Source organism: Clostridium sp. D46t1_190503_E9 (genome assembly GCF_015555225.1).
GTDB lineage: Bacteria > Bacillota > Clostridia > Clostridiales > Clostridiaceae > Clostridium.
The window spans coordinates 1-15169 of record NZ_JADNKB010000006.1 but is presented as its reverse complement, the minus strand read 5'-3'; the positions used below and the strand labels follow the sequence as shown (position 1 = coordinate 15169).

The 15169-nt window shown below is 26.5% G+C and carries 15 protein-coding genes and 2 pseudogenes; 6 read left to right on the top strand and 11 right to left on the bottom strand.

Annotated elements, in window-relative coordinates; all coding sequences use genetic code 11:
- Nucleotide 1 precedes the first annotated feature (1 nt).
- The 5 genes from I2E83_RS08225 to I2E83_RS08205 all read right to left on the bottom strand — a co-directional run bounded on the left by I2E83_RS08225 (nt 2) and on the right by I2E83_RS08205 (nt 4879).
- Nucleotides 2–1171 (bottom strand): exonuclease SbcCD subunit D, encoded by a 1170-nt coding sequence (locus I2E83_RS08225; protein ID WP_195429380.1) that lies wholly within the window; start codon nt 1169–1171, stop codon nt 2–4.
- Between the two features lie 199 nt (nt 1172–1370).
- A complete protein-coding gene (locus I2E83_RS08220) occupies nt 1371–2225 on the bottom strand; it encodes a patatin family protein (RefSeq protein WP_195263217.1) in 855 nt (284 codons plus the stop codon).
- A gap of 186 nt (nt 2226–2411) precedes the next feature.
- Nucleotides 2412–2933, bottom strand: coding sequence for an ECF transporter S component (locus tag I2E83_RS08215; protein ID WP_195263216.1), 522 nt, complete (start codon nt 2931–2933; stop codon nt 2412–2414).
- A 99-nt stretch (nt 2934–3032) separates the two neighbouring features.
- Complete coding sequence (locus I2E83_RS08210) at nt 3033–4061, bottom strand: acyltransferase family protein (RefSeq protein ID WP_195263215.1); 1029 nt, start codon at nt 4059–4061, stop codon at nt 3033–3035.
- Nucleotides 4049–4879 carry an alpha/beta hydrolase gene (locus tag I2E83_RS08205; RefSeq protein ID WP_195263214.1) on the bottom strand — a complete coding sequence of 277 codons (831 nt, stop codon included), beginning with the start codon at nt 4877–4879 and terminating at the stop codon, nt 4049–4051. Before I2E83_RS08205 ends, I2E83_RS08210 begins: the two co-directional genes overlap by 13 nt.
- A gap of 330 nt (nt 4880–5209) precedes the next feature.
- On the opposite strand from I2E83_RS08205, the gene zupT reads away from it, so the two are divergent.
- Nucleotides 5210–5986 carry a zinc transporter ZupT gene (gene zupT, locus I2E83_RS08200; protein WP_195263213.1) on the top strand — a complete coding sequence of 259 codons (777 nt, stop codon included), beginning with the start codon at nt 5210–5212 and terminating at the stop codon, nt 5984–5986.
- 34 nt (nt 5987–6020) lie between these two features.
- Here zupT and I2E83_RS08195 read toward each other — a convergent pair whose 3' ends face one another.
- Together I2E83_RS08195 and I2E83_RS08190 are read right to left on the bottom strand one after the other, a co-directional pair.
- The gene (locus I2E83_RS08195) at nt 6021–6638 is read right to left on the bottom strand and encodes a DUF4397 domain-containing protein (RefSeq protein WP_195263212.1); all 618 of its coding nucleotides are present in this window, start codon (nt 6636–6638) and stop codon (nt 6021–6023) included.
- 10 nt (nt 6639–6648) lie between these two features.
- Entirely contained in the window at nt 6649–8568 is a 1920-nt protein-coding gene (locus I2E83_RS08190) for a hypothetical protein (protein WP_195429379.1), read from the bottom strand.
- A gap of 143 nt (nt 8569–8711) precedes the next feature.
- Between I2E83_RS08190 and I2E83_RS08185 the strand changes: the two genes are divergently transcribed.
- On the top strand, nt 8712–9998 hold the full coding sequence (locus tag I2E83_RS08185) for an aminotransferase class V-fold PLP-dependent enzyme (RefSeq protein WP_195429378.1): 1287 nt from the start codon (nt 8712–8714) through the stop codon (nt 9996–9998).
- 101 nt (nt 9999–10099) lie between these two features.
- Here I2E83_RS08185 and trmB read toward each other — a convergent pair whose 3' ends face one another.
- A complete protein-coding gene (gene trmB / locus I2E83_RS08180; protein WP_195263209.1) occupies nt 10100–10753 on the bottom strand; it encodes a tRNA (guanosine(46)-N7)-methyltransferase TrmB in 654 nt (217 codons plus the stop codon).
- A 299-nt stretch (nt 10754–11052) separates the two neighbouring features.
- On the opposite strand from trmB, the gene I2E83_RS08175 reads away from it, so the two are divergent.
- Nucleotides 11053–11292, top strand: a complete 240-nt coding sequence (locus tag I2E83_RS08175; protein WP_195263208.1) for a hypothetical protein — start codon at nt 11053–11055, stop codon at nt 11290–11292.
- A gap of 265 nt (nt 11293–11557) precedes the next feature.
- Nucleotides 11558–11908: pseudogene (locus I2E83_RS08170) on the top strand (TIGR04076 family protein).
- Between the two features lie 225 nt (nt 11909–12133).
- Here the strand turns inward: I2E83_RS08170 and I2E83_RS08165 are convergent.
- Together I2E83_RS08165 and yeiL are read right to left on the bottom strand one after the other, a co-directional pair.
- Nucleotides 12134–12781: a hypothetical protein gene (locus I2E83_RS08165; protein WP_195429377.1), complete on the bottom strand. Its 648-nt coding sequence runs from the start codon at nt 12779–12781 to the stop codon at nt 12134–12136.
- 278 nt (nt 12782–13059) lie between these two features.
- Nucleotides 13060–13746, bottom strand: coding sequence for a transcriptional regulator YeiL (yeiL, locus tag I2E83_RS08160; RefSeq protein WP_195429375.1), 687 nt, complete (start codon nt 13744–13746; stop codon nt 13060–13062).
- Nucleotides 13747–13900: 154 nt separating this feature from the next.
- Here yeiL and I2E83_RS08155 point away from each other — a divergent pair, with 154 nt between their 5' ends.
- Nucleotides 13901–14323 (top strand): DMT family transporter, encoded by a 423-nt coding sequence (locus I2E83_RS08155; protein ID WP_195263205.1) that lies wholly within the window; start codon nt 13901–13903, stop codon nt 14321–14323.
- A gap of 9 nt (nt 14324–14332) precedes the next feature.
- Nucleotides 14333–14797, top strand: coding sequence for a DMT family transporter (locus tag I2E83_RS08150; protein ID WP_195429373.1), 465 nt, complete (start codon nt 14333–14335; stop codon nt 14795–14797).
- A 297-nt stretch (nt 14798–15094) separates the two neighbouring features.
- On the opposite strand, the pseudogene I2E83_RS08145 reads toward I2E83_RS08150, so the two are convergent.
- Nucleotides 15095–15169: pseudogene (locus tag I2E83_RS08145) on the bottom strand (NADH peroxidase); the annotation flags it as partial.

The following is a 15169-nucleotide window of genomic DNA, read 5'->3' as shown; positions in this document are numbered from 1 at the left end:
CTTACTCTCCCCCCTTCTCTGCGCCTTCTATTATTTTTTCCATGATTATCATTTCATCTTCGCTACAAACTTCATCCATTATATCTTCATAAAAATTTTTAAATAAAGTTATTTTAGATTTTTCTTTTATATTAGTTGCTACATTTCTACTACTATTTCTTGAAACTCTTTCTTCTCTGGTAAGTTCCATAACATTTGGATATATACTTCTAAGCTTTGCCATTGGATCTAAAAGCTCACCTTTATCTTTTAATATTACTTTTATGTAATCCTCATAATTCTCTGATGAATTATCAAAGCCTTTAATGATTTCATCTAATGTTCCAGTCTTAATTCTAAAATCTCTTCTTGGCTTTAAATCATAAATTTTTATATCTACATCTCCATTTTCATCTATATCTACAATGGTGATCCCTTTTTTTTGCTTTACTTCTGAAAATGAATATTTCATAAGTGAACCTGAATATCTTATTCTATCACTTCCTACCTTTTGAGGACCATGTAAATGTCCAAGAGCTGTATAATTAAATTTTTCAAAGTGCTTTGAATTAATATATTCAGTTCCACCTATAGAAAGAGGCTTTTCTGAATCACTCTCTTCTAAAACTTCAAAGTTATCTTCCTTCATTTGAGTTACATAACCATGAGCTATAGCAATATTTCTTTCATCTTCATTAAAATCACTTAATGCTTCAGAAATTATTTTTTGCATAGCTAAATCATGTGTTTTTATATTTTCATCTTCAAATAAATCCCTAACAACTGGTACATCTGCATATGGTATTGGGTAAAAATTGATTTTTCCATATTCATCTTCTAAAACTATTCTATCTATTTTTCTTTTTAAGTTTCCAACTATGTATAACCCACTATCACTTAATAATGAGCTTGCAAATTCCACTCTTTCATTACTGTCATGATTTCCTGCTAAAGCTATTACCTTAGTATTTAAATCCTTAACTATTTTTTTCATGGTTTTATTTAATAATTCAACAGCATGAACCGGTGGAACTGATCTATCATATAAATCACCTGCAATTAAAACAACATCTGGTTTTTCTTTTTCAATTGCCTCATAAATTTGCTCTATTATAAATTCTTGATCTTCTGTCATATAAAATCCATTGACAAGCTTTCCTATATGCCAATCACCCATATGAAAAATCTTCATAAAATCACCTCAAAATATTTTACTTAATATATGATAATTATATCATAGCAAAATAATTTTATATTACATAAGTTACAATAATGATATTACATTTAACTAAATATATAAGAAATTGATAGTATTTAAATTAAGTAAGTATACAAAAAAAAAGGAAGTAATTTTTTTCCAAAATCACTTCCCTTTTTATCTACTTATAAAACTATTTATTAATAAATTTTATTAAATCCTCTGATATAGCCTTTGCATCCTCATATCCCTTATTATAAATAGATTCTAATTTATTTTTATCTCTTTCAAATCTACTAACATCTAATGGGCTACTTGGCCTTATAACAAAACACTTTCCCTCTTCTTCTAATCTATCTAATTGATCTAATGTTTCATTATATATTTTATATCTATTTTCCATAGCATTAATAAGACCTTGATGTTTTTTATACTTTCTTTTTATTATAGGCATTATTTTTGTTTTACTCTTTCTATAACCCTTATGTTGAGTTAAAACTACAATATGCTTTTCTATTCCATCATCTATAGCTTTTTGTATTGGTATTGGTGCAGCTATTCCACCATCCATTAATTTTTTATTGTCAAAATCAACTATCTTTGCAACTAATGGTAACGAAATAGAAGCTTTTAATGCCCCATATCCATATCCATCATTAAAATCTTTAATATTATAAAATTCTGCTTTGCCAGTTTCACAATTTGTTGCTCCAACAATAAATTGTGCTCCTGAACTTTCAAACCCTTTATGATCGAAAGGCTCTAATTCATTTGGTATAATATTAAAAAGCATATCCATTCCAAAAGCTGAACCAGTTTTAATTAAATTACTGAAACTTAAATATCTCTTATCATTTATGTAATTTATATTTACCCTATAATTTCTTTTATGCTGTTTTGAAATATATGAAACACAATTGCAAGCTCCAGCTGATACTCCTATACAATATTTTATATCTATATCTTTATCTAATAGTAAGTCTAGCACACCTGCAGTATAAACTCCTCTCATTCCTCCACCTTCTAGAATAAGTGATGTACTTTCCATGTTAATTCCTCCAAACTATATAATTATATCGTAACTATTTCCATTAATTTTAAATTATATCACTTTATATAAAATAAAAAAATATAAACTTAATAATAATGTGAATTTAAATTAATTATAATTTTTCATAATAAAAAGTCTGTTAATACTTCAACAGACTTTTTATAAGTAATAATATTAAGTATTTTAAGCAGCTTCACTTGAAAATACATCATATATATTTTTTCTTCTTGCTTTAGCTAATGATTTTACTAATGCATATGATATTGCTCCATCAACAAAATGATGAAGAATAGTACCTATTGCTACTACTACTATAAATTGATAAACTGAAAAACCAAATGGTATAACTATAAGCCCTTCTAAAATACCATGAATAGGTGCTGTTATAGCAATTGCTTTCTTAAAGTTCCTATCCTTATTTATTATTAACGCACCTACAAATCCAACTATTATATGCATAGATGCTCTTGCTGCAACTACTAATGGAGTTGTTATAAAAAATCCAAGTGCAGATCCTACTCCAACAAATATTGCTACAGCTGGTGATATCAACATTGCTAAAAACATAGGTACATGTGATGCTATAGTTGCTGTAAAAGGTCCTACTACTATTTTTAAAAAGCCAAATTGAGTTGGAATTATAATTGCAATTGCAGTCAACACAGCTGCAAAAACCATTTTTCTAATTTTTTCTCTACTTTCCATATAAAATCCCCCTTAAACACTAGTGTATATACACCAGTATATTATTAATATATCTATTTGTAAATATTTTTTTCGCAAATAAAAAACTCATTAAATAAATTAATGAGTTTTCTTATTCATATATTTATATTTTTTAATAGATTTTTTCCCAGTATCTATACTTATATTAACCGGATAAAATATTCCATCATACACGCTATTAATCTTTTTTCTAGATAAAAGGAAAATTATAATAAAAGGACTTACTAAAATTAAAACATTCTGTAACATGCTAATATTCCATCTAGGTATAAAGAAATATACTAGCATAACTAAATAAATATGAAAAACATATATATTCATAGTTGCTTTTCCTATTCTAGAGTAGAATTGTTCTTTACTTGGAACTAAATTTATTACACAAACACTAAATATTATTGCTCCAAAATAAAGGAAAATCCTAAAGACAATCCCCTCCAGTAATGAAACTCCCAAAGCATCATATGAATATGAATTGTATAAAAATTTATAATCAAATAAATTATTTTTAACTATATACATAGCCACTAATAAAAATGCTAGTATTCCCGTAAGAGCATATTCTCTTTTTAAAGATTTAACTTTTTCTAAATTCTCTTCCTTCGTATAGTATCCAAGTAAGAAAAATGGTAAAAACACAATAGTTCTAGAAATTGATAAAGTACTTCCTATGCTAGGTATTAATCCAACTAAAACACCTATTATAAAACTAACTAATAAAATATGTTTAAATTTTATTAAATATTTTAATGTCATTCTCCAAAAAAACAAACTTAATAAATACCATAAAGTCCACCCAGGATAAAGTACAGAAAACATCGCTCTTTTTGTACCTATATATACAGCAGTATACCAAATCATATTAAATATTATATATGGTATTAATAAATTTCTAATTGCCTTTCTTTTCATTCTGTAAAAATTCTTAGATAAGTATCCTGAAATAAATATGAAAAGAGGCATATGAAAAATATATATGAAAATATATATAGTTCTAAGGGTACTATTATCCTTTATATAATATTCAATTACATGCCCAAACACTACAAAGAATATTAATATAACTTTCAGATTATCTAATAAATAATTTCTTGTTTTTAACTTCTCCATATATCTTCTATAAAATCTAAAATTATTTTAGATTCTTTTTCTCCTTTGTTTATTACTAGAGATATTATATCCGAATGATGCTTTTTATCTAAAATTTTTAATTTAGCATTCCCATTTAGACTATTTACCTTATCAACAAAGCTAATAGAATTTTCTAAGTTGATTAATGGATCCTTATTACCATGTAAACATAGTGTAGGAATATTATTGCTTTCTTTTAGCAAGTTTATAGGATTCATTTCTTTAAAAGAATTATCCTTACCAATATAATTTTCAATTAATGTTATAGAGTGTTTAGATTTACATTTTTCAAAATCTAATACTCCAGCTAATGTAATTAGCCCTTTAAAAATATCACTATTTATACCAAATTCCTTTTGTTTATTTACATTGAAAACTATATTAGCTGCAAGCTCTCCACCTGCTGAAAACCCTATAACTATGATTTTCTTGTTTTCAATATCATTTTCTTTTAATAAATAATCTTTTAAAGACATAAAAACATCATCTATTTGAGTTGGATATTTATATAAAGGTACAAGCCTATAAGCTGGAAGAACTACATTATATCCTAAATCATTAAAAAACTTTCCAATGCAACTAGATGTCTTAGGGCTTCCATGCCACCATCCACCTCCATGAATGAAAAATATTATAGGTTTATTTTTATCACCTTTATAAGTTCTATAATACTGTTTTATATTCTCCCCATATTTAAAATTTTCAAAATCATTTTTTCTACTTTGTATATTTTCATGTAAAATCTTATAAATTATAGGTATCATTGCTATCTTTTCTTCTATTTTATTATTTATCATACTACCTCTCCTAAAATTTAAAATACTAGCTTCGTAATTATATATAGTTAGATTAGTATTATGTAATATCACTTTAATAATATTATTATTTATAAATCAACTATACATTATATATTACATTTCCTTCCTAATAATACAATTACATAAATTATATTATAAAATTTTCTATAAATTGCATAGTATATTTTCTTTTCTAATATATTTATTAATATATTTGTTACAATAAATATTTAACATTTAACTAAACTACAAGTATTTAATAGTTTTGATAATATAGATTATTTATTGAAAACATAATTCAAAATACTAATAACTTTGTGAGGTACTTTTATGTTAAACAATCAATCTTTTATTCCCTTATTACTTTCTTTAATGGCAGGTCTATCTACAGTAATTGGGGCTTTTATTGTGTTTTTTTCTAAGTCTCAAAATAAAAAGCTAATTACATTTGCACTAGCTTTTTCTGCTGGAGTAATGATAACAGTATCCTTTACTGATCTATTCATTTCTGCTGAAGAGACCCTTAGTAAGTATAATGGCAAATTAAATGGAGTCCTTTTATCACTTTTATTTTTGTTAGCAGGTGCATTTGTAGCATTACTAATAGATAAGTTTATTCCTGATGAACCTAAAGTGAACCCTTCAGCTCCATCAGGAAAACTATATAGAGTTGGATTTGTATCAATGATAGCTTTAATGATACATAACTTTCCAGAAGGCATCGCTACTTTTGTTTCTGGGTATGAAAATACTACACTTGGTATATCTATAGCTTTAGCCATAGCACTTCATAACATTCCAGAAGGTATTTCAGTAGCCATGCCTATATATTACTCTACTAAAAGTAAATATCAAGCATTTAAATACACACTTTTTTCTGGACTTGCTGAACCAGTTGGCGCTTTATTAGCTTTCTTATTTTTAAGGCCTTATATAAATGAAATAATACTTGCTATAATATTTGCTATGGTTTCGGGAATAATGCTTTATATTTCCTTTGCTGAGCTTATACCTGCTTCTAGACAATATGGATATCATAAAACTTATTTATTTTCAATTTTTTTAGGAATATGTATAATTCCATTAAGCCATATTTATGTACATTAAAAAATGACTGTATCTTGAAAGATACAGTCATTTTTTAATCTCTTCCGTCTTCAACCATAAGATATCCAATTTGTGGGTGCCTATTTAATAAACCTATTATATATATTGTGTAATATCTTCCATTTCGTAATGTCTTCTCATTTATATACTTTTCTAATCCAGCTATAGCTGAAAAAGTAACTTTAAAATCATAAATCGCTGGAGATAAAGGATAATATCCTGTAGTTTCCAAATACTCGACATTCCCAAATAAATTTATATCATTTGGCAATGATAAAGATATTAAAGGAGCATTAGGAGATAAATTAATAAACCTCAAAAAAGTGAGTGTCATATTACCTTTCACATTAACATCATTCAAAACTAATATATTAATTGCACTACCGCTAGATACTATATTAACTGTTAAAGTAGTATCAGGTAAAACATCAATATTTCTTGTAAATATTGGATCATCATACGTTCCTGTTACATATAACTGAAGCTCATGATTTCCTGGAGGTATATTTTCATAGCATGATATATCCGAAAAAGCTATGTTTTCTCCAAGTAAATTTCCATCTAAATAAATATCTACAGCAGGTGCCAAAGGGATAGCATGTAAAAATCTTATTTTACTTTGTAAGTTAGGTAAGTTCTGACGGAATAACATATTTTTCACCTCACTCTTTATTAGAATGCTCTAAAGTTATTTTTATTATCTTTTTAACTAATAAGCTTATTATTGGGTGTGGAACTCTATACGCCTTTAAAGTTGATATTATAGCTCCATGATTTTCTTCTATTTTCTTAAATATACTGTCTATTTCTTTACTCTTATCATCTCTATATATGCTTTCATATTCACTTCCCAAATCTAAATCTCTTAATATTCGCATATGAGGAGGTTCTTCTATCTCCTTATCTTCTCTTATAACTCCACTTTTTTCATAATTTTTCATATAATCATTTAACTTCTCAAATGAATTATATGAATTATCTATTTTAGGATTTGTCGCAGTTAAAGTTTCTATTTGATTACTAGTATCATTTATATCAAAGCCTTCTGGTACGGTATAACTTGGTCCCATATTTAAAGGATTCATATTGGGAATATTAGTTAATGTGTAATTAGGTTCAGAATCATTATAATTTATATCCATGCTATTTGGTAAAGTATTAGTAGCTACTCCAGTTACACTACCTGTATATAAATTATTTGCATTTTCCCCCATGCTTATATTCTCATTATTTTCTTCCATGGATTGGATATTTGGAGTTAATTTAAGATTATTGTAATTAGTAAATGGAACATATTCTTCATCCATGCTTCCTTGATAATCATCATCCCATATATTATTTATATTATCATTTACTCCTGAAACTCCATTATTCATATTCCACATGTTGTTATTCATTCCTGTAAATCCAGCATTCATATTTCCCATTCCACTATTTATTCCTGTAAATCCAGCATTCATATTCCACATGTTATTATTCATTCCTGCAGCCCCAGTACTCATATTTCCTATGCCACTATTCATTCCTGTAAATCCAGTGTTCATATTTCCCATGTTGCTATTCATTCCTGCAGTTCCAGTATTCATATTTCCCATTCCGCTATTCATTCCTGCAGTTCCAGTGTTCATATTTCCCATTCCACTATTCATTCCTGCTGCTCCAGTGTTCATATTTCCCATTCCGCTATTCATTCCTGCTGCTCCAGTGTTCATATTTCCCATTCCACTATTCATTCCTGCAGTTCCAGTATTCATATTTCCCATTCCACTATTCATTCCTGCAGTTCCAGTATTCATATTTCCCATTCCGCTATTCATTCCTGCAGTTCCAGTGTTCATATTTCCCATTCCACTATTCATTCCTGCAGTTCCAGTGTTCATATTTCCCATGTTGTTATTTATTCCTGCAGCTCCAGTATTCATATTTCCTGTACCATCACTCATCCCCATATTCCCAGCATTAATATTCGATGTATTACCATAACCTAAAGTTGCACCATTACAGTTTTTTTCCTTATTATATGAATATAAAGCTTCTGATTGAGTTTCTGACGGATATTCTAAATTAAAGTTATTACTAAAGCTAGTACCACTTTGATTATTCATTCCACTAGTGTTGGTATTAGTTAACATATTACTAGACAAATATCCACTTTCTTGAGAAAAGCCTTGATTATAGTTATTCCCTGACATATTTCCTGCCATGGTACCTTGCATGTTACCTGTCATACTACCTAGCATGCCACCTTGCATATTACCTTGCATGCTACCTGACATATTACTTGGCAAATTACCTTCATCGTAAGTATTAAAGTAATTTTCATCTGCATAACCATATTTAACGTTTGGTACATAATCTATTGTTTTTAAAAAGTTTTCATCTAATATTTCACCATCTGACGGATTAGAAAATCCTAATATAAAATTATTAGTCATATGGCTTATATTTGGTGAATTCATGTTTACAATTGGAAACCAGCTAGAATCCTTCTCTGAAAAAGGCTCTTTTATATTTAAAGGAATAAATTTTAAATCATCATCTTCATTCTCTTCTTGCTGTCTATTTAAATCATTATAATACATATATTTCCTCCAAAAAATATTTCATTATATTTATATGTTATATATTTATATATGTTCCCTCATATATCATTAGAACTCCCCACTTTTAACTTTCATAGCACAATACATGAAGTAAGTGAATAGAATATATGGGAGGTAATGCTATGTGTAATTCAACAGATAATTCTTTAAGAGATTTATTTATAGGTCTTAATAAAAGAGTTCCTATATTAGATGATAATAAAATAATACCAATAAATTTTGATAACGCTGCAACAACACCAGTTTTTAATAGTGTTATAAATAAAATAACAGAAGCATGTGAATTATATGGATCAATTGGTCGTGGCCTTGGACAAAAGTCAGAATACTCAACAAAACAATATTGTGACTGTAGGGATTATATATTGAATTTTTTTAATGCTTCAAAGGATAGATATACTGTTATATTTGTAAATAACACTACTGAGGGAATTAATAGACTATCTAATATATTAATAGAAAATAAGAATGATATAATTATCACTACAAGAATGGAACATCATTCTAATGACCTCCCTTGGAGAGGAAAATGTGATTTAAAATATATTGAAGTAGATGAAAATGGCAGACTAAAGCTAGATGAGTTACAATACTTACTAGACAAATATAGTGGATTAGTTAAATATGTTACAATTACTGCTGCTTCAAATGTAACAGGATATATGAATGATTTATCTTATATTTCTGAACTTGTTCATAACTATAACGCCAAGCTAATAGTAGATGGTGCTCAAATAGTGGCTCATAAAAAAATTGATATAACTGCTGATTCAATAGATTTTTTAGTTTTTTCTGCTCATAAAATGTATGCTCCATTTGGAAGTGGTGCTATTGTTGGACTAAAAGAAGATTTTGAAAGACTATATCCCGATTTTAAAGGTGGAGGAACTGTAGAAGCTGTGTTAGATAACTCCGAAGTTTTATTACCACCTCCTGAAAAAGATGAGGCTGGTAGTCCTAATTTTTTTGGTGCTATTGCATTAGTTCAAGCAATGAAAGAATTAAAAAATATAGGATTTGATACCATTGAAGAAAACGAAAAAACACTATTAAAAAGAACAATAGATGGTTTAAACTGTATTAATGGCGTTATATCTTATGGTGATAATGAAAATATATCGGATAGATTAGGTATAGTAGTTTTTAATATAGATGGAATGTATAATGCTGAGGTAGCTAGATTACTAGCAAATCTTAGAGCAATAGCTGTAAGGCAAGGTGCTTTTTGTGCTCATCCTTATGTAAAAAGATTATTAGGATTAACGGATTTGGAAGCAAGTAGACATTTAGTGGATTCAACTTGTAAAATGCCTGGTATGGTAAGAGCAAGCTTTGGATTATATAACTCAATAAAAGAAGTTGATATATTCTTAAATATCATTGATTTAATATGTAAACTAAGAAATTAAAAAACTTTATAATAAAAAGAGTTAAGTAAAAGTTGTGTAATTAAACTCTAAATTACACTGCCTCTCATAATGAGGCTTTTTACTTAACTTTTTATTATTTTCTATCTACTTGCAATTAAAAACTTAATCTTTATTCCTTGTTCACTAAACATATTTTCATGTTCTGTTCTAACATTACCCACAAAACCACTTTTATGTAGATCATATGTAATATAGTCAATATTAAACCCTGACTCTTTAAAATATTCTATAGACTCATCAAATAACTCATCATCGTCTGTCTTAAAGTATATTTCTCCATCTTCTGCTAAGAAGTTTTTGTAGTTTTCTAACTGTCTTGTATGAGTAAGTCTTCTTTTTTTATGTCTTTCCTTTGGCCATGGATTACAGAAGTTTATGTATATTCTATCTACTACATCTTCTTCACTAAAAATATCATTAATTAAGGCAATTTCTTGAGCCATTAATTTCAAATTATTTATTTCTTTATTTTTATCTTCGTATGCTTTTTCTATATTTCTTTTTGCTAATACCAATACTTCATCTTTGATATCAATAGCAATATAATTTATATCTTCATTTTCTGATCCATGAACAGCTATAAACGTTCCCTTTCCACATCCTAGTTCTAAGTATATAGGATTATCATTAACAAATGATTGTTTCCATTTTCCTTTATTTTCACTTGGATTAGTTATAAAAAAATTACATGCTTCTAATTCTGGTCTAGCCCATGGCTTTTTTCTTAATCTCATGTTCTTCACTCCATCTATTATAATTCATAATCATTATACAGATTTTATATATCATATACAACATATAAATATCCTTCGTTTGAATTTAAAGATGTTGAATAGACAGGCACTATTTATTAAAATTCAATTTATTTATATCTTATTAAAATTATTAAATGAAGATTTATTCATATTAACTTTACTTATAATTTGTAACTATTTCAAACTACAGGAAAATTTGATTTAAAAAATTCAATGCTACGGGATATTTGCCCAAATATAACATAATTATTTTGTAATAGTAAAAAGAGGTGAAATAAATGAATAGTAAGAAAATGAAATCTATTCTAACAAAGATTTCATTTATAATTGGGACTATATTATTGGTATGCTTTGTGGGAGGTTTAGTTTATTTACGTTATGATTACTATACTAATGCTAGTCCTTACGCTTCAACGCCATTATCTGTTTATAACATAATTCATGGCGTAATATTTTTAATTCCAAGTATTATATTTTTTGTTATAGCAATATTATTAAATTCAGAAGTAAAAAAATAAAATCATTCTAGGTTAATTAGGATTCTTATATTATAAAAACAAAATAAAAACAAATTTATATAAATACCGTATTATTCAAAAAGAATATACGGTATTTTTTAGTTTACAATTCAGAAACAATAATTAGTTTATATAATTTGTTCTTTGAAAATTGAATAGTACGCATTAAAATATATAAAAATTATTCTTTATTTGATATATAATTGAATTATATGAGTTAGTTGAATATTAAACTACTCGATAAATTGGAATTTGGAGTGTAATCATTAAAAAATGGTATGATGAGGAATATAAATTTGAGATTTAGGTAACAAGATTTCTTCTTAGCGACAACACAGAGCGGTATTGCCGAAATGGTGAGGACGTCGGAGATAAGTATGTATCTCTGTACCTATGGCTCTCCTGTAAATACAGATGGACAAGGGATTTGCTCTAAGTAATGATGATTATGTTCCCAATTATGGAGGCTGTCAGAAGTGGCGAAGATTTAGAGAGCATCGGCGGCAATAGCAAATATAGCAAGGATATTGTATGTCCAGATGGTTGCGTTATGTTCAGGCTGACGGCAAAGAAACTTGGAAATGAGAATTTTTACAATGGTAAGTTTTTCGATTGATTTTAGTTTTTATTGCGTTTAGTTTGAAAAAAGTGAAAAATTTGATGTCTACTTTTATTTATGTTTATTAATCACCATCAGTTTAAAATAAAGCCTTTAATTAATAAAAGGCTGTCATAGAACAGCCCTTCAATTTAAAATATTAAATTAAAAATTACTTTTTGTAGTCTTTAATCCCATTTTATACTTTTAACCGTGCCTCAGCACATTATCAATTATTTCTATTTACTTTTTAGTAACCTTAACCTTGATTATATTAACTGATGCATATTTACCTACTTCATCTTTATATGAATCTAAATTTATTGTCGCTTTTTCTGAATCATCATCTTTAAATTTTACTAATCCAATTAATGTAATTTCTTCATCTAAATTCTTGCCTATTTGACTTACTTCTGACTTTGAATCAAAATCTATGCTTTCCCCATAAGTTTTAGTTATCTTATATTCTGGATTTTTAGCATCCTTTGTATTTTCTTTATCTACTTCTGCAATAGAATATATAGATTTGTCAGCTTCTCCATCATTTGATTTTGCTGTATTCATTATTATATGTACTATTGAGTCTTTTTCTATAGTTTCAGTTGTATATTTAGTTAATTCTTTTGTTTCACTCAACTCACCATTACTGTATTTTTCCACATATAAACTCACATCATATTGAGAATCCTTTGGTAATACCATTGATGCCACTGTACTTTTATCTTCACCATAATTTGCAGATTCTAATAATAGTTCAACAACTCCTTGAACTTGTTGATTTACTATCTTAACATCTCCTTCTGGTAATTTAGCTCCACCTGCTGTACATCCTGCTAAGCTTGCTGTTATAACTACTGCTGCTACTATTGCTGATAACTTTTTTATTTTCATGTGTTTTCCCTCGCTTTTAATAATTATGGTATAGTAATTTAATTATATCATATGTAAATTTTCTAATATATATGTTTCATCTAATAATCAACATAATTAACAATAATATAATATTTAGATAATTAATAAACATATTTAAGTAAAATATATCACCAAAATACTGAATGTGATTCATTCTTTATATAAGTTTATAAAATATATATTTAATTATATATAAATCCTTTATTTCAGCTTAAATAGAAATTTTATAAAGTATCTCTTAATAAAAAAAATATTCATCAGCTATATATATCTGCTGCTAATTCTTCTAGCTTTTTATAATCTATAACAATGTAATAATCTTCTTCCTTTTTTAAAATATTTTTATTACATAATCTATTTAATGTTCTTGATAAATGTCTATAACTTGTACCTAACAATTCAGATATTACAGTTAAAGTTTCATCAAATTTAACAATTTTACTGTTTTTATCTGTACCTATAGAAATTATATAGCTTGCAACCCTACTTTCTAATGGATACATTAGATTTATAGATGCATTTTTAGATGATCTTTTAAGTTTTCTCCCTAATGAATTACATAAGAAATTTAATAATTTTGTATCATTATAATAAATATTTCTCAATACTTTTAATGGAATACCTATACAAATACAAGGCTCTATAGCTTCAACATTACAGCTTGATAAATCATTAGTAATTAACTCTAAATCCCCTAATGTATCTAACTCTTTATAAAAATCCAATAACAATAGTTTACCATTCTTTAATGTTGTATAAACTTTTGCCTTTCCTTCCACAAAAAACATTAGATACCTTATTTCTTCCCCCTCTTGAAAAATTAATTCTCTCTTATTAAAAAATAAAACTTCAGAATTATTCTTAATATCATCATTAAATAAACTTTCAATATTATTTAATTTTATATATTTTTCTATTAAATTAATGTCAGTTACTATCTTCATTCTTTCTCCCTAATTTATAAGATATGATCTTTTTCATATTTTATTTAAATATTAAATCTTTATTATAAATTTTATATACTCATTATGACATATGTCCTAATAAAATATAATTTTTTTATGCTAAATTTATAAAAAAAGCATAAGGAGAATTAATATGTATAATTTTTTATCTTTATTTACAGGAATATTAATTACTATAATGGTTAGCTTTAATGGCATTTTATCACAAGCCATAGGTAATTATTCATCCTCTTTAATTATTCATCTAACTGGATTTATTATAGTACTAGTAATTCTATTGCTAAAGAAATATAAAATATCCTTTAAGAAAAAACTTCCTATTATATTATATAGTGCTGGAGTAATTGGAGTTTTTACAGTAATTTTTAATAATATAAGTTTTAAGGAATTAGGGGCTTCTTTGACTATATCATTAGCTCTTCTTGGACAAGTTGTATCTTCTTTTATAATAGATAGTTATGGTTTAATGGGAATGAAAAAAGTAAGATTTGAAAATAAAAAAATATTTGGATTTTTAATTATAACATCTGGAATAATTATTATGACATTTTTTTAGGAGGGTTTTATGTTATATATTTTACTTGCAATTTTATCTGGAGTCTCTGTTGTTTTATCAAGAATTGTTAATTTTAAGTTAGCTGAAGAAATAGGAACTTTCCAAGGAACCTTTTTTAATTATTTAACAGGTTTCATAACATCATTAATATTTTTCTTTCTTACTAAAGACTATATTAATATCAACAATATGAATGAATTATCTATTCCATTTTATGCATACCTAGGAGGAACAATTGGTATTTTAGTAGTTTTACTATTTAATTATATTACACCTAAAGTATCATCTTTTTCTCTATCACTTTTAGTTTTTATAGGTCAGCTATCTATTGGTATTATTATAGATTACTTTTCTAGTAATATTATTTCTATTGGTAAAATACTCGGTGGATTATTAATTTTATTAGGGTTAAGTTATAATATATTTATTGATAAAAAAGCTCAAGAAACAAAAAGTTTAAATATAATTAAATGATAAAAAGGCGCAGTCTCAAAAATCTATTTAATATAAAATTTATTCAATTTCAAGTAAGCTTTATTTTTCAAAAAAGTTAATCTCTTATTTTTATAAAGGGCCTCGCGAAACGCGAGCCCCTTTTAAACCATTTATTTTACTTACTTGAATACATTTTTAAATTTATATATATTATTTATATATATTATTTATATATATTATTTATATATGCGCAAAAATGGAAGTTCTAATTAGAACTTCCATTTTTATTGGATAATATCAAAATTTATTTTGATACAATTCCTTTTTTATTTATAATTAGTTTTGTCCGAAATATCTGTCTAATAATCCCTTGAATGCTTGTCCGTGTCTAGCTTCATCTTTACACATTTC